Source organism: Paenibacillus endoradicis, from assembly GCF_024721975.1.
On sequence record NZ_JANQBB010000007.1, the window covers coordinates 176,938 to 199,303 of the forward strand.

General features: G+C 36.6%; 22 protein-coding genes, 1 riboswitch and 1 other annotated feature. Of the genes, 12 read left to right on the plus strand and 10 right to left on the minus strand.

Annotation, left to right across the window (positions count from 1 at the left end; translation table 11 throughout):
• The first annotated feature begins 10 nt into the window (after positions 1-10).
• The gene (gene wsfD / locus NV377_RS21130) at positions 11-1,429 is read left to right on the plus strand and encodes a glycan biosynthesis hexose transferase WsfD (protein ID WP_258202785.1); all 1,419 of its coding nucleotides are present in this window, start codon (positions 11-13) and stop codon (positions 1,427-1,429) included.
• Between the two features lie 94 nt (positions 1,430-1,523).
• On the opposite strand, the gene NV377_RS21135 is transcribed toward wsfD, so the two are convergent.
• Positions 1,524-2,186 (minus strand): hypothetical protein, encoded by a 663-nt coding sequence (locus tag NV377_RS21135; RefSeq protein WP_258202786.1) that lies wholly within the window; start codon positions 2,184-2,186, stop codon positions 1,524-1,526.
• A gap of 151 nt (positions 2,187-2,337) precedes the next feature.
• On the opposite strand from NV377_RS21135, the gene NV377_RS21140 reads away from it, so the two are divergent.
• Together NV377_RS21140 and NV377_RS21145 are read left to right on the plus strand one after the other, a co-directional pair.
• A complete protein-coding gene (locus tag NV377_RS21140) occupies positions 2,338-3,081 on the plus strand; it encodes a response regulator transcription factor (RefSeq protein ID WP_258202961.1) in 744 nt (247 codons plus the stop codon).
• Positions 3,059-4,432 (plus strand): sensor histidine kinase, encoded by a 1,374-nt coding sequence (locus NV377_RS21145; RefSeq protein ID WP_258202787.1) that lies wholly within the window; start codon positions 3,059-3,061, stop codon positions 4,430-4,432. Before NV377_RS21140 ends, NV377_RS21145 begins: the two co-directional genes overlap by 23 nt.
• Before the next feature lie 81 nt (positions 4,433-4,513).
• Here the strand turns inward: NV377_RS21145 and NV377_RS21150 are convergent, their stop codons facing one another.
• Positions 4,514-5,143 carry a YfbR-like 5'-deoxynucleotidase gene (locus NV377_RS21150; RefSeq protein WP_258202788.1) on the minus strand — a complete coding sequence of 210 codons (630 nt, stop codon included), beginning with the start codon at positions 5,141-5,143 and terminating at the stop codon, positions 4,514-4,516.
• A gap of 319 nt (positions 5,144-5,462) precedes the next feature.
• Positions 5,463-5,637: riboswitch (cyclic di-AMP (ydaO/yuaA leader) on the plus strand.
• Positions 5,638-5,766: 129 nt separating this feature from the next.
• On the opposite strand from NV377_RS21150, the gene kimA reads away from it, so the two are divergent.
• Both kimA and NV377_RS21160 read left to right on the plus strand, forming a co-directional pair.
• Complete coding sequence (gene kimA, locus NV377_RS21155) at positions 5,767-7,593, plus strand: potassium transporter KimA (RefSeq protein WP_258202789.1); 1,827 nt, start codon at positions 5,767-5,769, stop codon at positions 7,591-7,593.
• Between the two features lie 197 nt (positions 7,594-7,790).
• Entirely contained in the window at positions 7,791-8,216 is a 426-nt protein-coding gene (locus NV377_RS21160; RefSeq protein WP_258202790.1) for a universal stress protein, read from the plus strand.
• Positions 8,217-8,361: 145 nt separating this feature from the next.
• On the opposite strand, the gene NV377_RS21165 is transcribed toward NV377_RS21160, so the two are convergent.
• The 3 genes from NV377_RS21165 to NV377_RS21175 form a co-directional block, all read right to left on the minus strand.
• Positions 8,362-8,835, minus strand: a complete 474-nt coding sequence (locus NV377_RS21165) for a MarR family winged helix-turn-helix transcriptional regulator (RefSeq protein WP_258202791.1) — start codon at positions 8,833-8,835, stop codon at positions 8,362-8,364.
• A gap of 173 nt (positions 8,836-9,008) precedes the next feature.
• Positions 9,009-9,977: a serine hydrolase domain-containing protein gene (locus NV377_RS21170; RefSeq protein WP_258202792.1), complete on the minus strand. Its 969-nt coding sequence runs from the start codon at positions 9,975-9,977 to the stop codon at positions 9,009-9,011.
• Between the two features lie 172 nt (positions 9,978-10,149).
• Positions 10,150-10,917, minus strand: a complete 768-nt coding sequence (locus NV377_RS21175) for a YheC/YheD family protein (protein ID WP_258202793.1) — start codon at positions 10,915-10,917, stop codon at positions 10,150-10,152.
• Positions 10,918-11,090: 173 nt separating this feature from the next.
• Positions 11,091-11,313 (plus strand) — a binding site (T-box leader).
• 112 nt (positions 11,314-11,425) lie between these two features.
• Between NV377_RS21175 and tyrS the strand changes: the two genes are divergently transcribed.
• Together tyrS and NV377_RS21185 are read left to right on the plus strand one after the other, a co-directional pair.
• Positions 11,426-12,685: a tyrosine--tRNA ligase gene (gene tyrS, locus NV377_RS21180; protein ID WP_258202794.1), complete on the plus strand. Its 1,260-nt coding sequence runs from the start codon at positions 11,426-11,428 to the stop codon at positions 12,683-12,685.
• Positions 12,686-13,137: 452 nt separating this feature from the next.
• The gene (locus tag NV377_RS21185) at positions 13,138-13,377 is read left to right on the plus strand and encodes a DNA-binding protein (protein ID WP_258202795.1); all 240 of its coding nucleotides are present in this window, start codon (positions 13,138-13,140) and stop codon (positions 13,375-13,377) included.
• Positions 13,378-13,584: 207 nt separating this feature from the next.
• On the opposite strand, the gene NV377_RS21190 is transcribed toward NV377_RS21185, so the two are convergent.
• Positions 13,585-13,773, minus strand: coding sequence for a hypothetical protein (locus NV377_RS21190; RefSeq protein ID WP_258202796.1), 189 nt, complete (start codon positions 13,771-13,773; stop codon positions 13,585-13,587).
• 261 nt (positions 13,774-14,034) lie between these two features.
• Here NV377_RS21190 and NV377_RS21195 point away from each other — a divergent pair, with 261 nt between their 5' ends.
• Positions 14,035-15,570 carry a glycine betaine uptake BCCT transporter gene (locus tag NV377_RS21195; RefSeq protein WP_258202797.1) on the plus strand — a complete coding sequence of 512 codons (1,536 nt, stop codon included), beginning with the start codon at positions 14,035-14,037 and terminating at the stop codon, positions 15,568-15,570.
• A 111-nt stretch (positions 15,571-15,681) separates the two neighbouring features.
• On the opposite strand, the gene NV377_RS21200 is transcribed toward NV377_RS21195, so the two are convergent.
• On the minus strand, positions 15,682-16,212 hold the full coding sequence (locus NV377_RS21200) for a helix-turn-helix domain-containing protein (RefSeq protein ID WP_258202798.1): 531 nt from the start codon (positions 16,210-16,212) through the stop codon (positions 15,682-15,684).
• Between the two features lie 208 nt (positions 16,213-16,420).
• Here NV377_RS21200 and NV377_RS21205 point away from each other — a divergent pair, with 208 nt between their 5' ends.
• The gene (locus tag NV377_RS21205; RefSeq protein ID WP_258202799.1) at positions 16,421-16,825 is read left to right on the plus strand and encodes a DoxX family protein; all 405 of its coding nucleotides are present in this window, start codon (positions 16,421-16,423) and stop codon (positions 16,823-16,825) included.
• Positions 16,826-16,848: 23 nt separating this feature from the next.
• Positions 16,849-17,505, plus strand: a complete 657-nt coding sequence (locus tag NV377_RS21210; RefSeq protein WP_258202800.1) for an alpha/beta hydrolase — start codon at positions 16,849-16,851, stop codon at positions 17,503-17,505.
• Positions 17,506-17,644: 139 nt separating this feature from the next.
• Here NV377_RS21210 and NV377_RS21215 read toward each other — a convergent pair whose 3' ends face one another.
• The 3 genes from NV377_RS21215 to NV377_RS21225 are packed head-to-tail and all read right to left on the minus strand — an operon-like array spanning position 17,645 to position 21,181.
• On the minus strand, positions 17,645-18,556 hold the full coding sequence (locus NV377_RS21215; protein WP_258202801.1) for a MerR family transcriptional regulator: 912 nt from the start codon (positions 18,554-18,556) through the stop codon (positions 17,645-17,647).
• A 21-nt stretch (positions 18,557-18,577) separates the two neighbouring features.
• A complete protein-coding gene (locus NV377_RS21220; protein WP_258202802.1) occupies positions 18,578-19,351 on the minus strand; it encodes a DUF1295 domain-containing protein in 774 nt (257 codons plus the stop codon).
• Positions 19,352-19,354: 3 nt separating this feature from the next.
• On the minus strand, positions 19,355-21,181 hold the full coding sequence (locus tag NV377_RS21225; RefSeq protein ID WP_258202803.1) for a DegV family protein: 1,827 nt from the start codon (positions 21,179-21,181) through the stop codon (positions 19,355-19,357).
• A gap of 229 nt (positions 21,182-21,410) precedes the next feature.
• On the opposite strand from NV377_RS21225, the gene NV377_RS21230 reads away from it, so the two are divergent.
• Together NV377_RS21230 and NV377_RS21235 are read left to right on the plus strand one after the other, a co-directional pair.
• The gene (locus tag NV377_RS21230) at positions 21,411-22,031 is read left to right on the plus strand and encodes an NAD(P)-dependent oxidoreductase (protein WP_258202804.1); all 621 of its coding nucleotides are present in this window, start codon (positions 21,411-21,413) and stop codon (positions 22,029-22,031) included.
• A 113-nt stretch (positions 22,032-22,144) separates the two neighbouring features.
• Entirely contained in the window at positions 22,145-22,348 is a 204-nt protein-coding gene (locus NV377_RS21235) for a DUF378 domain-containing protein (protein WP_258202805.1), read from the plus strand.
• Positions 22,349-22,366 lie beyond the last annotated feature (18 nt).

Below are 22,366 nucleotides of genomic sequence, written 5' to 3' on the forward strand. Positions count from 1 at the left end.
AGAGAAAGATATGAGGAAACTTTGGACATTTGAATTCACCTATTTGATCGTGGCTGCTTGCATTACGATATGGCTCCTCTTTGCGAAGAACTTTATTGGTGTTGCGGACAATGGTGATTTCTTACGAATCATGGGAACAGCAGGACTAAATTATTATGATATTTTTGAGATATACGAGGAGCGTTTTTTCTCTTTTTCCCATGCTAACTTTGCTTACGACAGCTTTTTTCGTGGTTTCTACCCATCTACGCAAATTATTCTAGTCGTAATGGCTCGAATAATTAGTCTGCTCTTTAATGGAGCAGTATTCGATATTCGTTTTCTTGGTGCTATATATGTCGTGCTGTTGCTCACGGCGGGGTTTTTGCTCATTAAGTATAATAAAGGGAAATCTCATCTAATAGCTGTTTCGATTGCTTTATTAATGTTGTTTATCTTTTCTGATATTGGATATTTAGCCTACTTTAATTCGTTGTATGGTGAACCAGTCTCTTATGTATTTCTTTTACTAACGTTCGCACTTGGGCTTAAGTTGACGAAGCAAAGGAATGCAACAAAACGGTTATTACTGCTCTTTTTTGTAACTGTTTTATTTTTAGTATGCTCGAAAACTCAAAATGCACCAATTGGCATTGTCTTTTCGATTCTTGTGCTTCGTTACGGCTGGATGAAGACAAATGATCCTCGTTGGCGCAAGCTCGCTATTATACTTTCTGCAGTGACATTTATTATTTCGATCGTTATGTATGTGGCTGCACCTAAAGATTTTAAGAGCATTAATATTTATCAGACGGTGTTCTTCGGTATTTTGAATGGTTCACCTAATGTTGAAGAAGATTTGCAACAATTGGGTTTGCCAAGTAAGCTATCGGTACTGGCTGGCACGAATTATTTTCAGACAGATACAGTAATTAAGCAAGATGATCCTATGCTAACAGTAGACTTTTATAATGAAATCTCCCATACAGATGTCCTCTTTTTCTACATGAAAAATCCCGATCGTTTGCTTAGTAAAATGGAATACGCTGCAGAGAATGGCATGAATATAAGAGCGTATTACTTGGGAAACTTTGAAAAATCGGTAGGCAAACCACCTGGTGCTATATCTTTTGAATACAGTGGTTGGAGTGAATTCAAAAGAACATATATTCCGAATACGATGTGGTTTATTACACTGTTCTATGTATTATATTATGTTGTTATTACATACGAATGGTTGCGTAGTAATGAAATTCGTACACGTATTGCAGTTGAGCTGTTCATAATTCTAGGTCTTATAGGAATTTTCAGCTTTCTCATACCAATTGTTGGTGATGGGCAGGCAGATCTAAGTAAACATCTGTTTTTATTCAATGTAGTTTTCGATATGATGATAGCATCGGCAATTGTATGGGTTGTTAATAAGCTTAAGTTAATATTTATCACTTAGATTGAAATATGCATAGGAAAAAGGTCCACTACCCAAGCGGGTGAATTGGACCTTTTGCTATGTTGTTGCAGTTATTTTTGAGTATCAACAGATATTACTTCTTTGATTCAGACTGTGCGATTTCTGACTTGTATTGTTCTAGTAATTTAGCTAGAGTTTGTTTGATAGCTGTTGTATCTTTTGATTTCACTGCTTCTTCTAAATCCATTTTTACACGGAAGAAAGCTTGATGTGGATCGTTAGCTTCATCCATCATAATCTCCGTCTTTATCAGATTTACAGCAGATACACTATCAGTAGATGATATAGAATTAGTAGGGGATATACTAATAGACCCACCTAGTGAAACGATTTCTTCAGCTGAAATAACTTCAGCTAATGTGGAACTGGACATAGCAGTAGAAGGTAGTGTGATGTTTTCTGATCCTTCTAGATTTAAATTAACAGCTTCAATAGTGGAAACGATATTGGTTTGGATAGTTCCAATCGTTTTTTCATATAAAGCTAAAGTTTTTGTCCAGTCCTCTACAGTGTCAGGTGCATACTTTTTCGCTAAGTCTAAAGGGTTACTAAAGCTGTTTGCAATAGTAACCATCTGAGTACCCTCAAAAGCATTGCTCAATATTGTCTTTTGAAACGTTTGGACCTGTGTGTTCTTTGTTGTATTAGCTGCATTCGTTATTGCAGGGTTAGCGACGATAGAGACTAGTAATGCTGTAGATAATGCGAATTTAGTTAACATTAATTTGTTACTCATTGTTTCACTCTCCTAATAGTTTGTGCTTACTCCATTTACTATATCGAACGAGTGTGGCAGAACATTGGTGTAATTATGGAAAAACGATGGCACGACCCATTTGGCATGATGATTTTGTTATACTTGTTCAAGAAATAAGCAGGAGGTAATGATGTTGAACAGCAATTTTCGGATCGCCATTGTTGATGATGATCTACATATACGTAATTTGGTGGAAGTCTATTTGCAGAAAGAAAACTATAAGACGATTAGTATGGAAAGCGCAGAGGAAGCTTGGGAGCTGTGGAAAGAAAATCCTCCGGATCTATGGGTGCTAGACATTATGTTACCTGGAATGGATGGCTATGAATTATGTAGTCGAATTAGACAAGAAGCAGAAGTTCCCATTATTATGATCTCTGCTAAAGATAATGTAGTAGATAAAATAATGGGGTTGGAGCTTGGGGGTGATGATTATTTGGTGAAGCCATTCAGCCCAAGTGAGCTAGTCGCTCGCATTAAGCGTCAACTACAGCGTTGGTACAAATTCAAACATCCCGAAGAGGTTATCGCGAATACTATTTCTTCATCGTCCCTTATTGAAGTAGGAGATCTGCAATTATCAGTAGCGGAGAGACGAGTGTTTTGGCAAGGGGAAGAAGTTGATATGACAAGCAAAGAGTTTATCATGCTTAAAGTGTTTGCAGAGCAACCTAATCGTGCTTTTACACGGGAGGATCTGTTGTCACTTGTCTGGGATGATGATTATTTCGGAAGCGATCGTGCAGTAGATCATTTGATCAAACGGATACGTAAAAAAATAGAACATTTACCTATAGAATCTGTATGGGGACATGGTTATCGGATGAGACTAGATCGGAGTGTGCATGAGAATGAAGCTCGTTCATCAAATTAATATAGCGTTTGGCATAGCGCTTGTACTCGTCATAAGTATTACTGCCATATTAATTCATTATGTACTGCTAGATCATTTTATGGTGACACAACAAGCGGATATGAAGTTGGTCGGAAGTGCATTGACAGATACTTTGAAGGCAGAGGTTATGACAGAGTCTTCAAATACTTTGGAATCAACTATTAATCCAATGATATCTACGCATGGAATTACCTCTATTGCTGCTATTGTAACCGATGCTCAAGGTAATATTATTGAGAACACCTTGTCTAATAGTTCTAGTGCACTTGAAATATTTTCATCCGTGGACGCGATTGAATCAACCAACCTACAGCAAATATGGAACGGCACAGATGAACGGTTTTTAACGGAAGTGAGCATCGTTCCCCAAGGAACGTTAACGCTGCTTACTCCTGTCAGCAAAATCAAAGCGATTGAACAGGATCTGTTCGGTAGATTGCTCATTGTGTTCTGTATAGGTGGGCTATTGATTATGGTACTGAGTCATTTCATAACAAAGAAATTAATCACTCCATTAATAAAATTGAAGGAAGAGCTGACTAAGGTAAAGGAGAGACAATTTGCCTCAGTTAATCTCGTAAAAGCAGGAGGAGAGATTGGTGCTGTAGCTCAGACTGTATATGAGATGGCTGATGAACTGAATCGTTTTAATCGCGCTCAGAAACAATTTTTTCAAAATGCATCTCACGAACTGAAATCGCCCTTAATGTCTATCGCTGGTTATACAGAAGGGATAAGGGATGGTGTATTCGAAGGTGAAAGTGTCCGCAGGGGATTAGATATTATTTTAATTGAAAGTAGCAGGTTAAAAAATATAATTACCGAAATGACACTATTAGCAAAGCTAGATAGTGAAGAGGATGTCTATAAGCCTTCTACCGTCAGTATAAAGGATTTGATGCAGGAGACGTTAGAACGAGTTAATCCGATGACCGTCAAAAGAGAAGTGACGTTACATTGTTCTTACGATGATGATGAACAACTGGAAGTATTCGCGGATCAAGATAAGCTACTTCAAGCTTTCATAAATGTTACATCCAATGCTATTCGCCATGCCCAAAAGCATATCTATATTCATGCTGTAATTAAAAAAAATAGGATTGAACTATCTATTTCTGATGATGGGAGCGGGATAGAAGAAGAAGTATTGCCGTACCTCTTTCATCGATTTTTGAAAGGAAAGAATGGTGATACTGGGTTAGGATTAGCTATCTCGCGTGCAATTGTTGAACGATGCGGAGGAACAATTACAGCTGAAAATCGTAAGGAAGGTGGAGCGCTATTCACACTAAGTTTCCCGATGATGACAGAACATCAGCTGACTGCTTAATATGAAGTGTTGCCGTTACCATGCTACAGTTTCTTTCGATGACAAATACCCTCATCTTCTTATAGATGGGGGGAAGAAATTTTATAAAGCCAAAGCTTCATTTGTTATTTTCTCAATATCAACATGACAATGTGAACCTTCGCTAACGAGATCAGGTAATATATTTTGAAGGAAATAAGCAACACAATGCAATTTGATTTGCTTGATTTTTATTAATGCGCTTCTATACATCACGATAAATTCTTTCTCTGTATTGCCTCGTTGCAGCTCCGTGAAAGCTTCGTAAATTTGATCAAGTTTATCGGCAACCTCTAAGATTAGCCCCTCCACGGAATCATCTTTACCTTCACGCAATTGTCTACGGAATGTAGGTTTGAATTCCTCAGGAATATGCTCATCAATGAAATGCTCAACCATGCCTTCTTCAACTTTTTGTAGCATGGCACGTAGCTCTAGTGAGTAGTGTTTAACAGGTGTTTTAATATCCCCGATAAATATTTCTCCGTAATCATGACTGCTCGTAATTTCGTAAAGTTTTTTCCAATCTACTGAAACTCCATTACTTTCTTCGATATCTGCTAATGTTTTGGCGTATTGTACAACCTTCCACGAATGAGCAGATACACTATGTTCCTCGAATTTGAATTTACCTGGACAACGAATGATACGTTCTAAATCGTTTAATGATTGAAAATACGTATGAATACCCATAGGATGAATTCCTTTCTGAATGGAATGTTATGAATGATGCCTTACACACAGTATAGGTTTTATTTGTTATAGGATGATTAACTTTAAATTGAAGTTTTTAGAAATTGTTAAGTACGTATTAAGTTTGAAGTGAATTTTGCAAACAACGATATTTCAAGAGAAACGATAATAATCGGAGCCTGAGAATGTGCGGAGGAGATGTATACGTTATTCATTAGATAATTGAGGTGAAATGAACGGATTTTGACTTCACATAAGTTTTACAAAAGAGTAAAGCAGGAGTAGTATTCAATTGAGATAATAACAATATATGGTTTTCAATTCTTATTCGCTGAGTTTCCATTATGGAAAACGGGGGAACCAATTATGATGAATGCTTGCTGCAGCAAGCACTTATTGTATGGGGTGAATCCTGATAAAAGTTTCTAATCAGGTAGGGCGACTCTTCCGCCCGAATCCGACAGCTAACCTCGTAAGCGTTGATAAAGAGAGGGTTGTTAACTTGTGTAAAAAAACACAGGTTATAGCCTGTGTTTTTGTTATGCCAAAATTCTGAAATGATCACATTAAAATTGATAATTTTGGAAATTATACGAAGCAAATAGAATAAGGAAGTGACATAAATGATGGCCACTCTTAAAAGGATATTAGTAGGTAGACCATTAAAAACTACAGAACTAGGAGAACAAAAGCTTAATAAAAGGAAAGCACTTGCTATTCTTTCATCTGATGCATTATCTTCAGTAGCTTATGGTCCTGAACAAATACTGATTGTATTATTTACAGTTGGTGCAGCTGCATTTTGGTATTCAATCCCGATAGCGATTGGGGTATTAATATTATTACTTGCGCTTATAGCATCTTATCGACAAATCATTTTTTCTTATCCACATGGTGGTGGAGCATACGTTGTATCTAAGGAAAACTTAGGTACATATACAGGATTAATCGCAGGTGGTTCTTTACTAGTAGATTATATATTAACCGTTGCAGTTAGCGTATCTGCAGGTACAGATGCGATAACCTCTGCATTTCCAAGTTTGCATGAGTACACTGTACCGATTGCTATTATTTTCGTCATACTTATTACGCTTTTGAATCTAAGAGGAGTTACAGAATCTGCATCAGTGTTAGCATATCCTGTGTATTTATTTGTTCTAGCGTTACTGTTATTAATTGGAGTCGGTATTTTTAATATTGTCACCGGAAATGTTCATACGAATGTACAACTTTCATTCGGTGAACCTATTGCAGGAATTAGTTTGTTTTTACTGCTTAAAGCATTCTCCTCAGGAAGTTCTGCTTTAACAGGTGTGGAAGCTATTTCAAATGCTATTCCTAATTTCAAGAGTCCCGCACCTAACAATGCCGCCAAGACGTTGGTCGCGATGGGAACGTTGCTGGCAATATTATTTATAGGTATCGTTGTATTAGCTTATTTTTATGGGGTTACCCCTAGAGGGGACGTTACAGTAGTTTCCCAAATAGCAGAACAGACCTTCGGCAGAAACTTTATGTATTTCTTTATTCAGGGTACAACTGCCTTAATACTAATTCTTGCTGCGAACACTGGTTACTCTGCATTTCCGCTTCTTGCTGTTAATTTGGCAAAAGATAAATTTATTCCAAGAATGTTCATGATGAGAGGGGATCGGTTAGGTTATTCTAACGGCATTATGATATTAGGACTATTATCTATCGTTCTAATTATTGTATTCAAAGGTCAAACAGAACATCTCATTCCGCTATATGCGCTTGGCGTATTTATTCCCTTTACTCTTTCTCAATCAGGGATGGTCGTCAAATGGATGAAGAGTAAACCCAAGGGTTGGATATCTAAACTTATTATTAATAGTGTGGGTGCAATCATAAGTCTAATTGTATGTATGATGTTTTTCTTAACGAAGTTTTCACAGGTGTGGCCCGTATTAGTATTCCTACCTATCATCCTATATTTCTTCCTTCGTGTAAGAAAGCACTATGAAGCAGTGGGTGAACAATTGAGCGTTGCAGCAACTGAAGCAAATATTCCAATCGAAGGGAATGTTATGATTATTCCTGTAGCGGGAATTACGCATGTCGTAGAAAATTCCTTGAACTATGCGAAGTCTCTACATCCTGAGCAGATTATTGCTGTATATATTGCGTTTGAAAAAGAGGAGGAATCAGCTTTTGAGCAGAAATGGAATCAATGGCAACCTGATGTGAGACTGGTAACGTTACATTCGCCATATCGAAGTATCATACAACCATTATCCAAATTTATTCACATTATAGAGCGAAAAGCTCATGAATCAAATTATCAAGTTACCGTTGTTATTCCCCAGTTCATACCAAAGAAAGGCTGGCACAATATTCTTCATAATCAATCCAGTTTCTTAATTCGAACACATCTACTTCATCATAAAAATGTTATCTTAACGACCGTTCCATACCATTTTAAGAAATAAGTATGTTAGGAATATAGCTTACCAATATATTGTTTTGCGCGTATCAGTATTTAACCGATACGCGCTTTATTATGTAATGGATATTCATAATTAAGGCAAAGCTCCATCGACAAACCAATTATGTAAGCGTTATAATGTAAATATGAAGCAATCATGTCAAGCTTACATTGTTTTCACTCACAAGAGGGGGAATTGGTATGTTTAACAAGATATTAGTTGCGATTGATAGTTCTACTATGAGTAAGAACGTATTGCAAACTGCACTACAATTTGCAAATGACCAACAAGCTCAAATTACATTAATGCATGTAGGGAAAGAGTTTGTGCTTCCACAAGGTGTTGTTGTAACTGATATTTCAGCTGTCAAAAAAGAAATGCGTCAAATGGGTATTGATCTTCTAGAACAAGCCAAAGCAGATTTGGCTAAACAAGGGTTAGAAGTTGAAACGTATTACACAGAAGGTAGTGCGCCTCGTCTAATTGTTGGCTATGCAACAAAAGAACAATTCGATATCATTGTTATTGGTAGCCGAGGGCTTGGAAACATTAAAGAAATGATGCTAGGTAGTGTCAGTCATAAAGTATCCAAATTAAGCACATGTCCTGTTTTAATCGTGAAATAGATTAGAAAAATGCACTTATTCCAATATATGTTCAATTCCATCGTTAATAGTTGTTAACTATAGTATCTCTTAGACTGTAAGCAAACTAGATAATTTCTAGGTTGCTTACAGTCTTTTTATTTAAGTGTAAGTTCACATATCGGGTTTATCTAGTATCTTCTTCACATGTTTCTGGAAGTTCTTTATTGTTAGTTAACTGCAATATAAGGTCAAAAAACTGCTTACGTTGTTCTGCTGAGAGATTTTCTAGCACATTATCAGCAACTTTAGCTTGGTAAGCAAGCACTTGCTCAATATTAGATTGTGCAAGTTCCGTAAGCTGAATCAATGTAGCTCGACGGTCAGTCGGATCAGGAATCCGGACGAGAAGTTTATCTTGTTCAAGCGCGTCGACGAAATCTGTTACCGTTCTAGCTTTGATGCCTAATTGATTGGCTAATTCGTTCATACGAATACTGCCATGTTCTGAAACGACAGAAAGTAAACGTAATCTAGGACCTGTGAGTTGATAAGGAGTATCAAGCTCTGATAACTGAGATTGGAACTCTCTTTGAATGTAGTGGGTTGATCTCATTAATACGTGAATAACGTCAATAGCCGCTGGATGTTCTGAGTTCATGAATCTAATAACCTCCTCGGTATATTCGTAGTTAAATGTTTTTATTTTTAAAGTAAGCAAATTATAAAAAATGATTTAATGAGTATCCTCAATATATAATACGATTATACTTCCTATTAAGCTACAGTTCAAATGTTAAGGATAGGGGATGTCTTGGAAGTTAGATTGTTACACTACAATGTTGAAGCTAGATGATGAGAGACTAACATAGGAGCGATATGTAGGCGGAAGAAATCTAACGGTGATAACCCCTTTTTGCGTTGTTCACGAGTCAATACAATGACGGTATCTAATGTTGGAACAATAATAATAAATTGCCCGCCAAATCCTCTAGCATAATAGTAGTGAAGATCACTTGTAATAGAATCTCCTATCATGTTCGTTACAGAAACAGAATCACACCACCAATGCCAACCGTAGAAACCACGCTCAGGTGGAACAACAGCAATGTCGGGTTTAGTAGAATGCTGTACCATCTCTTCAGCAATGAGCACCTTATTATTCCATACTCCCTTATGTAGATAGAGCAGACCAAATTTCAGCATATCGATTGCAGATAGTTGTAGCCCATACCCACCAGTATGAATCCCTTGAGGGTCACTTTTCCACTCATAATGCTCTATACCAAGCGGGCCAAAGAGATGAAGATCGGCGTATTGAGTAATGCTTGTCCCGGTGGATTGAACGAGTATTGCAGCTAGTAATTGTGATACACCAGAATTGTAGACCATTACAGTCCCAGGTTCATCAGACGTAGGTTGTTCGAGTACATAGGTTATCCAATCCGAAGATCGAGTCATTTTCGGAAAAGAATTAATTCCTCCAAATTCAGTCCAATTAAATCCTGCGGTCAAAGTTAATAAATGCTCTAAAGTAATAAGTCGTTTTCGCTTATCAAGATCTTGTTGCAACTGCGGGAAAAATTGAGTAATGTGTGTATCGGGTGAAGGGATTAGCTGTTGATCCATACCAATGCAGATTAACGCAGAAAGAATACTTTTCGTGCAGGAGTTAATCGGCATTAGATTAGAAGAAGCATGAAGTGATTTTTCATAATGATATATGAGTTCTCCTCCATAATGGATAATACAGCTACTAACGTCATATGGCTTGATCTCTTGTGACAATGTAATGGTATTCATATATTTCATTCCTTATGTGGTAGTATGGATTTTTTCACGATCATAGCAGAAAACTCTTTACTAGTGCATGTTTAATAAGCGGGATTTCGAAAGCTTAATCAATGGATATAGTAAAGTGCATGTCCAAGTTAGTAGTGCTGCACCAATGGACATGCACCTCAAGTTTTATTATTTACTTTGTTCTTCCATATTGTTTGGCATAGGAAAGTACTCGAGCATAAAGTCTTTGATCTTTCAAAGTTTTTAACGGTGCAATTTGAGGACGCGTATTTACCTCGAGAATCCAAGGGTAGCCTGTGGCATCTAATGCTACATCTAGTGCTACATCTAGTGCCAGCTCTTTGAAGTCATTATAATACTTTTCGAAATGTTCTCCCGTAGCAACACCAATGTTGTTTAATTGAATGTTGATACGTTCTGTCGTAATTGCATCAAATCCTGCTCTTATCATAGTTTCATGGAAAAGAGCTAATGTTCCGCCTTGATGATAGTTAGTGACTATTTTACCGTGTTGTCCAATTTTAACAGAAACAGCAGAACTTACCCAACTACCCTTATTCGTTTTTTGAACCATGATTCTGATATCAAAAGGATTTTTGTTGATTGTAGTTAGATTTATTCCTTTTTGCAATACATAAGATTGACTATTAGCAAATAGGAATAAATGTTGAAATAAAAGTTCTGGCGTAGAAAATTTTAATTTATTTAGATTGTATTGAATATGATAACCGTTGTCTTTAATATCAATTCTAATAATACGAGATCCTCCCGTCCCACCGGTAGGTTTGAAATAGACAGAAGAATACAAAGATAACATTAAGTCTAGATTTGTTTTGTTGAAAAGCATAGTATGAGGAACATATTTACTTAACTCTCGATGTTGTAATAACCATTTGGTTTTAATCCATTTACTTTTTATTGTTCTGCTTTCATATGTCATTTTCTAATCCTCCCTTCTTCAATATATATATGAATAGGGGAAAGGTTGTGCCTCCATGCTTGTCTAGGTATTATGTGGAACTGTTATGATGTTTATCTCATGTAAACCGTCTTTATAGTCTTAATATTGACAATGATTTTACATATCGGATATACTGTCTGTAATCTAATAGATTTTATACGTTGAAAGAGCGCAGTAACAACCTTGTCCATGTTACAGAAAGCTAAGGGTTGATGGAACTTAGCACATACAAGGCATGTGAATTACACTCTGGAGTATCTTGGGTAATGCCAAGCGGAGTAAGCGAACGATAATTCGCTTAGAGTGGCACGAATGATGTTTTATCGATCATTGTGCAATTTGGGTGGTAACACGGTTAATTCAATCGTCCCTATGTCTACAATAGACGAGGGGCGATTTTTTGTTTTAAAATCGCATAGGTGAACGAATTATTACGGTCTTATCTAAGATAGGTGTAAAAAGATCATACTCGAAGGAGATGTAATGAATGAATATTATTGATGAATTAGAATGGCGCGAAGCGATTAACCAACAAACGGATGCAGAGGGTTTACGTGAACTAACAACTACTAAGGCAGTATCGCTATATTGTGGTGTAGACCCAACAGGCGACAGTATGCATATCGGGCATTTGATTCCATTTATGATGCTGAAAAGATTCCAATTAGCAGGACATCGTCCGGTTATTCTAATTGGTGGCGCAACAGGTACAATCGGTGACCCAAGTGGTCGTCAATCAGAGCGTTCTTTGCAAACATTGGAGGAAGTTCAAGCTAATGTTGAGGCATTAACAGCACAACTGAAAAGACTATTTATTACAGATGGTGATAACCAAGTTCGTATGGTTAACAACTACGACTGGACACATAAAATCAATGTAATTGATTTCTTGCGTGATTACGGTAAAAACTTCAGCATTAATACGATGCTTGCGAAAGATGTTGTATCAAGCAGACTTGATAGTGGTATTTCTTTCACTGAGTTTGCTTACCAAATTCTACAGTCACTTGATTACTTACATCTATACCAGAATGAAGATGTTCAACTGCAAATTGGTGGATCGGATCAATGGGGTAATATTACAAGTGGACTTGACTTAATTCGCAAGAAAGAAGGATCTGAAGCGAAAGCATTCGGACTTACGATTCCATTAATGTTGAAAGCTGATGGTACGAAATTCGGTAAAACAGCTGGTGGTGCAATTTGGCTTGATCCAAATAAAACAACACCGTTCGAATTCTATCAGTTCTGGGCTAATACAGATGATCGTGATGTTGTGAAATACTTGAAGTACTTCACGTTCTTAGATAAAGAGACTGTTGAATCATTGGCTGAGAAAGTTCAAACTGAGCCTCATAAACGTGAAGCACAAAAAGCATTAGCAGAAGAAATGACGAAATTCGTACACGGTGAAGAAATGTTAGAACAAGCGAAACGCATTACTGCAGCATTGTTCAGTGGAGATATTCGTTCACTAACTGCTGATGAAATTGAACAAGGATTCAAAGAAATGCCAACATTCACAGTAGATAAAGAATCTAAAAATATTATTGATTGGTTAATCGATATCGGGATTGAACCATCTAAGCGTCAAGCACGTGAAGATATAACAAAAGGTGCGATCTCGATGAATGGTGAGAAGGTTGCGGATATAGAATTTACTGTTACTGCTGATCACGCAATTGGTGGACGCTTTATTATTATTCGTAAGGGTAAGAAGAATTATAGTCTTGTGAAATTAACTTAATTTAGCGGTAGTTCAAAAAGTGGGCTTTGATAACGATGACTATGCTAACGTAGTGTAATCGACTTCGAATATGCTCCCCATCGAAAGCCTGCGTGTGCTCACGTACACAATACGTACGCTGCGCTACTCGTTTCCACTGTGGGTCATATTCTCGGCTCTGAAAGCCCACTTTTCGAACCTTTATTGGAAGAGGTAGTTCAAAAAGTGGGCTTTGATAACGATGACTATGCTAACGTAGTGTAATCGACATCGAATATGAAGTGAATTTGGGAAGTCCGGTATTGGTGTAATAATTACAGTATTATGTAGTGAGTCTTTTCTCCATTAAATGATGGGGGAGAGGCTCATTTTAAATTGAAAAATATATGAATTAGTAGCATTTTAAGTTTAAGACCCATTTACATGATATAATGGATAGTGTTCAGCATGAAGAAGAATGAGAGGGCGCTAATATGCAGGTTTTTGAGGACTGGAATCAAAAGGTAAAGACTACATTTAATGAAACTAGTACGGAAGCAGTACTTACGGTTATGGAGGCAGGTAAACTTCTTGGCCTTTCCAAAGACCATATGAAGCTTTATGTGGAAAAAAATCGCTTAACTAAGGTTCCTATTTCAAGAAGCGTACACCGCTATTTGCTCTTGAAAAGTGAGATTGAACATATTGCTCAAACGAACAAAGTAACAAAGTAAATATTTGGGTTTGCTTAGCGTGATGTAGAGTTTCACAGCTATCGTATGCATCTACCCTGATCAACCCTGTCCAAATAAGGATGGGGTATTTGATCATTAAATTATTCCGCATTATCTGTGTTTATAATAAACTTAATCGTGTTAACAAAAAAAGAACCCAATCTTATAAGAATGGGTTCTTTTTTTGTTATTTTTCCAATATGAGAACTATTGTTGATTTTTAGAATTTTTATTGTTTTTCTGACGATCGCTTTGTTCGAATGCTTCTGCAGCAATCTCGGCAGAAAACTCATTAGAGAATTCAGTTGCATTATTTTCAGGGGTTGGAACTTTGTTAAGTTTTGTTGTTTGAACCTCTGCTTTTGTTGGTTGATTGTTATTTTGATTTGGTGTCATATCGTACCTCCTTGTCATTGTGATGATTACTCAATTATTGTTTCACAAACAAAGAAGAAGTATGTATTAAGAAATAATATGTTTTCGATCGGAATAATAGGAATAATGATACGTCAATCCTTACAACAACAGAGCAATAATACGTAAGGAACATGATCACTAGCTCAAATGGCTTTAAAAGTGCATACCTATGTTAATAATTGGACATCATTATTTAGTACAATCTTGATTATTGATTACATAGGAAGTACTGGTGATATAATGAAAAAAATCTCTAATGTGTTTTGGATTACGCTTGTTTTTGTATGTGCTGCAGTTTTATATGGAGCGCTAGCATCAGAAAGCTTTGAAGCAATAACAAATGCAATGAAGCAATACATAACTAATTCCTTTGGTTGGTATTATTTATTATTCGTTACATGTATCGTATTGTTCTGTCTTTTCTTTATTGTAAGTCCAATGGGGCAAATCACATTAGGAAAACCAGATGAACAACCTGAGTATTCAAGAATTAGTTGGTTTGCAATGTTATTTTCAACAGGTATGGGTATTGGTTTAGTATTCTGGGGAGCAGCAGAACCACTTTCACATTTTGCGATTAATCCACCTACTGAGCAACCAGGAACAGATGCGGCCTTTCGTGAAGCGATGCGTTATACCTTTTTCCATTGGGGAATTCATGCGTGGGCAATCTATGCCATTGTTGCGATGTCACTTGCTTATTTTCAATTTCGCAAAGGTGAACCTGGCTTAATATCTGCAACGCTAAGACCACTCTTCGGAAACAGAATTAACGGGGGAATTGGAACGGTTATTAATGTATTAGCGGTATTTACTACAGTTATTGGTGTTGCGACTACATTGGGCTTTGGTGCCATTCAAATCAATGGAGGATTGTCATTTCTATTTGATGTTCCTATAAAAATTTCTGTTCAAATTATCATTATTATCGTTGTGACATTCCTCTTTATTATCTCTGCTTGGTCGGGAATTGGGAAAGGCATTAAATATTTATCGAACGCTAATATGATACTCGCGATAGCATTGCTGATCTTAGTCATCTTTTTGGGGCCGACAGTTATGATTATGGATACATTTACAGATACGATTGGATCTTATTTGCAAAATCTCCCTCGTATGAGTTTCAGAGCAGCCCCATTAGATAATGAAGACAGACAATGGATTAATAATTGGACGATATTTTATTGGGCGTGGTGGCTATCCTGGTCGCCTTTCGTTGGGATTTTCATTGCACGAGTGTCCCGTGGCAGAACGATTCGAGAGTTTCTAACAGGGGTATTATTGCTTCCGACCTTAATTAGTTTCATATGGTTTTCGGTGTTTGGAACGACAGCAATAAATATTCAACGTAGCGGGGTAGATCTAACACATTTGTTAACAGAAGAATTACTGTTTGGAGTCTTTCAACAGATGCCCATGTCAATGTTACTATCGATCTTTGCGGTTTTATTAATTGCCATTTTCTTTATTACATCGGCAGATTCGGCGACTTTTGTACTTGGAATGCAGACGACTAATGGCTCATTACATCCGCCTAATATGGTGAAATTAACATGGGGGATTGCACAAGCCGCGATAGCTATTATATTGCTGTCTGCTAATGGGTTATCCGCACTACAAAATGCTTTAATTATTACCGCATTTCCGTTTTCGCTGGTCATTATTCTCATGATGGTCTCTTTGTATAAGGAATTGAACAAGGAACGTAAAGAAATGGGGTTAATGGTAAGACCGTATACTGCTGAGGAAATGGAACAAATAAGCGAATCAGAGTAGTTTAATATACTATAGTTTTTCTAAAGACAACAATAACCTCATCTCGATGCAGATGGGGTTATTGTTATATTTACAGCATTCCGCACTGTAGAAGATGAAAGATATTGATAGCTAAGATTCTGTATAGACGGTAATAAGTATCGTCGCTGTCTCATCACCAATGTTTTTCACCATATGAGGTGTACAAGCGTTCCAGCTGAATGAGTCACCCTCTGTAAATTCTGCTTCGTCTTCGCCTTGCTTAGCAAAGATCTTGCCTTTAATGACTACGTGTACTTCTTCACCTTCATGTGCATGGGGATCTTGACCTGTAGAAGAGCCTGGAGGCAACTCAACAATCATCATTTTTACCTTTTTGGTAGAGCTTAAATGTTCAACTTTTAATTTATCGCTACCACTACTCGTGATCATTCTATTTTCTTTTCTCACAATTTGCATACGATCTTCATTTTTCAATAATAAGTAAGCTAATGGCACGTTCAATGTATTAGCAATGCTTTCTAAGGTAGATATAGACGGTGATGTTTTATTAGTTTCTAATTGGCTCATAAATCCTTGTGACAATCCTGTTTCTTCACAGATTTGAGCAATGGTCATATTTTTTCGTTTCCGAATTGCTCGTATCGTAGAGCCGATGTCCATTTCATTTCCTCCTCAAAATATAAGTAATACGCATTATAAATTAATAATAACAATATTTTTGTTGACAAGCTAGTTTATTGTACGATAAATTAACTATACAAACATTATATTTCTATTGGTAATAATTTAGTTCGAAGAGGAGCTCATCTTCGAAATTATCAATCGAAATGAGATGAAATATTAATTGTATAGGGTGGAGAAATAAACGATGACAAGAACAACAACAATATCAACAATAATGCGTGTAGTATTGGGTATATTATTTTTGGCACATGGAATATCTAAGTTACAAATGGGTTTAAGTAATGTGGATGCTTGGTTCAGTTCTATGGGTGTTCCAGGGATTTTAGCTTATATTGCGGGGCCGCTTGAGCTAGTTGGAGGAGTATTACTAATTGTAGGACTATTTACTCGTTATGTATCAGTTTTATTTACAATCATGTTAATTGGTGCAATAGCAACTATGAAATTTTCAATGGGATTGCTTGGTACAGATGGAATGGCAGGGTATGAATTAGACCTAGCATTTATATTGGTTTCTATCTATTTGGTTGTCGCAGAGACGACGCCATTATCGCTTGATCATCTTATTTTCAAAAAGCGTAACGTATAAATGAAGTGAAAAGGAGCTTTCATATGAAATCTGCTTATCAATATGACATTCATCTTCCTGCTAATTATGATCCAAATCAGAAATATCCAACGATTTTCACGCTACATGGAAAAGGCTCTGATGAGAAAAATATGTTTCAATTGGTAGAACCGTTGAATGAGCAGTTCATTATTGTTGGTATAAGAGGCAATCTTAGGTTGGGTATGGGGTTTCAATTCTATGAATTAAAAAGTCTTGGTAATCCTATTCGAGAAATGTTTGATCTGGCGATACAAAATTTGGAATCGTTCATTAGATATGCTACAGAGAAATATCCAATCGATGCTAATAAGCGATACTTACTTGGTTTTAGCCAGGGGGCGATATTATCTATGTCGCTTGCTCTTACGATGGGAGATCAATTGAGAGGTATCGTGGCACTAAACGGATATGTTCCACATTTTGTGAAGGCAGAGTATTCGTTACAAAGCATAGAGGATGTCTCAATGTTTATCTCACATGGTGAATACGACTCTGTATTCCCTATTCAAATCGGATATGAAACAGCGGAGTATTTCCAGAAGAAGACGTCAAAGGTTACTTTCAATATCTATCCTTCTGATCATGGTGTAAGCGAGGGAAATCGTACTGATTTTGTACAGTGGCTTATGGAAGATGCTGAAGTGAGCATGAACAACTAACGTATTGGTAAGGAAATATTGTGAGTAGTGTACAACTATAAAACCGGCATGCAGATTGATTGTCAATTTGCATGCCGGTTTTCGAAATTACTAGGTTAATGCTAGTACTAGATTATTGAAGGGAAACATGAAGTGAAATTTATACATGTACTAATTGTTGCTGATACCAATGTTCCCACTCTTCATTGTGCTCGCCAATTAAAAACTTCTGATACGGGTGATTGCTATCTAACGCAGTAAAACCTTTTCCGCCAAGTATGATTTTAACTTGAGGTCGAATAGAAAGGACATGCTCGATATATTTCACAGTATCATCTAATCGTTTAGGATCTGTTAACGTTAAACATAACCAATTCGCATCACTACGAATAAGCATTTCTCCAATACCATCAACAGGAGTATCTGCCCCTAGATAGATAACGTCTAGTCCTTTGCGGCGAAGAAACAGTGAGAATAACAATAAGCCAACTTCATGACGTTCACCTGCAGGGCATAGTGCAATTACTTTTGGTAGCGATGGATTACGTTGAAATAATCTGAAAAACTGAATATAACGTTGCTTTACAAATTCGCTAACCATATGTTCTTGTGCAACAGAAATTAGTCCTTGTTCCCATTCATCGCCAACGCGAATCATAAGCGGAACTAATACTTTATGAATCATCTCATCTAGTGGATACAGTGAAAATCCAATATCGACTATATGTTCAGATTTTTCAATATCCATATTTAATAAGGAATGATATAAATCGTTCTGCACACTGATATAAGTTGATCTAGGCTCTTCATCTGGTAATGTAGCAGAAGGAGTAGAGCTTGCTTGGTTTTGTTTCAGTAGCAATTGAGATGCATGACTGATACTGAGCCCTTTTTCTTTTGTTTGAATGAGCAACCAGCGTAGATCTTCAACATCTTTATCGGAATAAAGACGATGTCCACCCTCACTTCTTTGTGGTTGGATGACTTGATATCGAGTTTCCCATGCCCGAATGGTTATAGGTGATAAACCTAATAGTTTTGAAACCATTTTGATGTTGTAAATTGTTATCACCCTCAATCGATTAATTACAACTTATTTTAATTTTGGGAACCAAGGAATGAAGTTATTGGTTTCTAGTTTGTATTGCTGATAAGCTGCATTGTTTGCGTAACGCTTATCTAGAAACGGTACACCAGAAACTTTTAGTAATAGTAGATTAATAAGTAAAGCGCTGATCAAAGATACAAAGCCCCATTGCAAAGGAAGTAATATAACTGCAATTCCCCACCACATCGTCGCTTCACCAAAGTAATTCGGATGGCGAGTATAGCGCCATAGACCAGAGGTAAGAACATCTTCTTTACTTTTACGTTTCTTCTTAAATGATTTTAGTTGAGCATCTCCAATAACTTGGAACAAATATCCGACAATCCATATTGCTAATCCAATATAAGCGGCTAGATCCAAACCATTACTTTGCTCTGCACTTACACGAATAATAGGATAAGCTAATAATAACATAATAAAGCCTTGCATCATAAATACACGGAAAAATGCAATAATAACTACATTTTTACCCCATGCTTTACGGAAATTAACATAACGGAAGTCTTCGCCTTGCCCAATAGCACGAATTAATATATATACTGCTAATCGAATACCCCAAAGACTGACTAATGCTAAAACAAGTAATTGTCTAGCATCATATCCTTTTTGATAGAAGAAAGTTGAGAAGGCAACAATAACAAATCCTAATCCCCATCCAATATCGACAATAGAATTATCTTTTTTTAATTGTGCAACTAGAAACAATATTACCATAAAAATAAAAATAGCTAACCCACTAATTCCATACAATGACCACATATATTAATTCCCCCTTTGATTAGCGTCGCTAAGTAACATAGCAACACTGACTGCGCCTTTACCAGCATTCAAACCTATAACAGCTGAAACACTTGTTACATACTGTGGCTTTTGACCAGTAATACGGATCATTTCTTTTTCACATAAAGAGCTATCTTGGATTGAATCTGCATGAAGAATAGCGTAGCTCTCGATTTTGTTAATTGCATTAATTTTTTGAGTGAATTGAAGTAATTTTTCTAGACTAGAACGCTTGAAAAATGTTTTTCCGTATAATAGCGATTTACCTTCTTGATCGATCGATACAATAGGCTTCATATCTAACCATCTTGCTATTTTCCCTTGTAGCGGACTAACTCTACCTCCGCGAATCATATGTTTCAAAGTTGGAACACTGACTAAAATTTCTGATGTTGGAATCCATGTTGATAACGATGTTTTTATCTCATCGATAGAATTCCCTTTTTCAATGGATTGGGCGGTTTTTTGTACAAGTAATCCATATGCACCCGACAACGTACGTGAATTCACAACATGAACTCTGGTAGCGTCAATTTGCTCAGCTGCAGAACGACAAGCCTCAAAAGTACCGCTTAATTCTTTTGAAAGATGAATAGAGATAATATGATCATAATTATTTAATAATTGGATGTAGAGATTCGCAATTGATTCTTGTGTAGGCTGTGATGTTTTCGGTTGCTCTGTTACTTTTTCGAGCTTATTATAGAATGTTTCGGGTTTCAATGTAACTTTGTCTAAGTATGTTGAGTTTCCAAGTTGTAGATGTAAAGGCAACATATGAATTTGATACTTATCCAACAAATCTTGTGGAATATCGCAAGCAGAATCGACAACGATAGCAATTGATGATTTTCGTTGATAGAGCGTTTCATGCTGACGTTGCATATCCTCAACTTTTTGATAAATGATAGAGCCATTTTCATTGATTACTTCAGCAACACGTTCTGGAGTATTCGTATGAATATGTACTTTACCTTGATTTTGATCCCCAACGACAATAAATGAATCACCGAGTGAAGATAATTGCTGTTTTATTTCGGTTAAATTTGTATTTACATCGAATAAAAACTCAGAACAATAACGATTTTCGATATGGTCTGTATCTGAAAATGTATGTTTTTCAACAACAGTCGAATATTTAGTAAGATCATCTAAGGAATTCCATTCCGCATTTTCACCATCAGTAGATATGTTATGATGATGTCCTGTTTTCATGGAGTCGATTAAGCCTTGCAAAAAATGTACAAAACCCTTTGCTCCGGCATCGACAACGTTATGTTGCTGTAGAACTGGTAATTGGTTCTTCGTATTTTCGAGTGACACGCACACTTCTGAGAACGAATCTTGCATCACGTCTAGAATACCAGAAGACTGGCTATTATTGTCCTTCATGACATTGACCCAATCTTTCATAACAGTAAGTACGGTTCCTTCTTGTGGTTCATTGACGGAGTAGTATGATCTAGCTACTGAATACTCGCACATTTCTATAAATTGCTCCGTTTTAATTTCTTTATGTTTGCTTAGAAAATCACACATTGAAATAATAAACTGTGAGAAAATCATTCCCGAATTTCCTCGTGAGCCACGTAGACAAGCTGTTTTCATTTTAATTAACATCTCAGTAGATGGCTCAGTCCATTTGGTCTCACGTACAATCATCCTCATTAAATATGCAAGATTACTTCCGGTATCACCATCAGCGACAGGGAATACGTTAATTTTATTCAATTCTCTTTCCTTGCCTATAATCTGCTGCGCTCCAGTTAAGATCATATGGTAAAACGTGCGGTGATTAATAAGTTCCATGGAAACACCTCTCTCATGCAGTCATTTCATTCATTTATATATAGGAAAATGATGTTGTAACTATATAGTATAATATTTGTATAACTTTTGTATAGATATTTGTTAAGAGGATGTTCATATTTAATGGAATGATGATATATGGAATTTCCATTGACTCATAATAAAGTTTATAGTTATAAGATAGAACTTCTGAATAAGTAATAGGGTAGCGGAAAAGGGGAAAGAAGGTATGGGAATGAAGCTATTTGTAATTGGGGCTACAGGTGGTGTTGGTAAGGAGGTAGTGAAGCAGGCTTTAGATAAGGGATATGAGGTAACTGCATTTGTACGTGATCCATCGAAATTAGTAATGGAACATGCTCATTTACATATTGTACAAGGTGATGGGTTAGACAAAAACAGCGTCATTACTGCAATGGAAGGTCATGATGCTGTTATCTGTACTGTAGGTGGGAAAAATCTTGGAACGACTACGCTTATGTCTACTGTTACGAAGCATTTAATTGAAGGAATGAAACAACATAATATCGATCGAATTGTATATTGTGCCTCTGCGGGTATTCATAAAGAACTAAAAGGTATAATGGGCAAATTGATTACGTTCGTACTTCGTAAAGTGTTAGCGGATCATACAAAAGTATATGAATCATTGGTTGCAAGTAAGCTGCATTGGACAATAGCACGACCGATGAGTTTAACGAATGGTCCTTTGTTAGGTTCTTATAATGAAGTGCTTCATGGAGGATCACCTAAAGGATATAGCATCGCGAGGGCAGATGTAGCGGTATTTATGTTAAAGGCAGTGGAGGATAATCAATATTTGGAACAATCTGTTGGGTTATCTTCTTAGAAATATGGAATTGAAGAGATAATAAATATATAAGTTTTATCCTCACATGCATAATTCATATCAAAATAGGGAAATTTCTTAATAGTACCATTATGATTGAGGAGCTGTTAAGAATGAAAACACTAAATATTGTGGCGCTTTTACTATTGATTGTGGGAGGTATTAATTGGCTGTTGGTTGGTCTCTTTAACTATAACTTAGTTGAGGGCATCTTTGGTCATGGTTTCTCTCGAGTGATCTACGTCATTGTAGGGCTTTGTGCAATTTACTCCATTAAGTTCTTCAGAAATGTAAGTGAAGAAGAACACGCTAGATAATTGTCCACTTTCAATAAA

Coding starts and splice junctions, on each gene's coding strand:
- wsfD (WP_258202785.1), top strand. CDS start 11: ATGAGGAAACTTTGGACATTTGAATTCACCTATTTGATCGTGGCTGCT.
- NV377_RS21135 (WP_258202786.1), bottom strand. CDS start 2,186: ATGAGTAACAAATTAATGTTAACTAAATTCGCATTATCTACAGCATTA.
- NV377_RS21140 (WP_258202961.1), top strand. CDS start 2,338: ATGTTGAACAGCAATTTTCGGATCGCCATTGTTGATGATGATCTACAT.
- NV377_RS21145 (WP_258202787.1), top strand. CDS start 3,059: ATGAAGCTCGTTCATCAAATTAATATAGCGTTTGGCATAGCGCTTGTA.
- NV377_RS21150 (WP_258202788.1), bottom strand. CDS start 5,143: ATGGGTATTCATACGTATTTTCAATCATTAAACGATTTAGAACGTATC.
- kimA (WP_258202789.1), top strand. CDS start 5,767: ATGATGGCCACTCTTAAAAGGATATTAGTAGGTAGACCATTAAAAACT.
- NV377_RS21160 (WP_258202790.1), top strand. CDS start 7,791: ATGTTTAACAAGATATTAGTTGCGATTGATAGTTCTACTATGAGTAAG.
- NV377_RS21165 (WP_258202791.1), bottom strand. CDS start 8,835: ATGAACTCAGAACATCCAGCGGCTATTGACGTTATTCACGTATTAATG.
- NV377_RS21170 (WP_258202792.1), bottom strand. CDS start 9,977: ATGAATACCATTACATTGTCACAAGAGATCAAGCCATATGACGTTAGT.
- NV377_RS21175 (WP_258202793.1), bottom strand. CDS start 10,917: ATGACATATGAAAGCAGAACAATAAAAAGTAAATGGATTAAAACCAAA.
- tyrS (WP_258202794.1), top strand. CDS start 11,426: ATGAATATTATTGATGAATTAGAATGGCGCGAAGCGATTAACCAACAA.
- NV377_RS21185 (WP_258202795.1), top strand. CDS start 13,138: ATGCAGGTTTTTGAGGACTGGAATCAAAAGGTAAAGACTACATTTAAT.
- NV377_RS21190 (WP_258202796.1), bottom strand. CDS start 13,773: ATGACACCAAATCAAAATAACAATCAACCAACAAAAGCAGAGGTTCAA.
- NV377_RS21195 (WP_258202797.1), top strand. CDS start 14,035: ATGAAAAAAATCTCTAATGTGTTTTGGATTACGCTTGTTTTTGTATGT.
- NV377_RS21200 (WP_258202798.1), bottom strand. CDS start 16,212: ATGGACATCGGCTCTACGATACGAGCAATTCGGAAACGAAAAAATATG.
- NV377_RS21205 (WP_258202799.1), top strand. CDS start 16,421: ATGACAAGAACAACAACAATATCAACAATAATGCGTGTAGTATTGGGT.
- NV377_RS21210 (WP_258202800.1), top strand. CDS start 16,849: ATGAAATCTGCTTATCAATATGACATTCATCTTCCTGCTAATTATGAT.
- NV377_RS21220 (WP_258202802.1), bottom strand. CDS start 19,351: ATGTGGTCATTGTATGGAATTAGTGGGTTAGCTATTTTTATTTTTATG.
- NV377_RS21225 (WP_258202803.1), bottom strand. CDS start 21,181: ATGGAACTTATTAATCACCGCACGTTTTACCATATGATCTTAACTGGA.
- NV377_RS21230 (WP_258202804.1), top strand. CDS start 21,411: ATGGGAATGAAGCTATTTGTAATTGGGGCTACAGGTGGTGTTGGTAAG.
- NV377_RS21235 (WP_258202805.1), top strand. CDS start 22,145: ATGAAAACACTAAATATTGTGGCGCTTTTACTATTGATTGTGGGAGGT.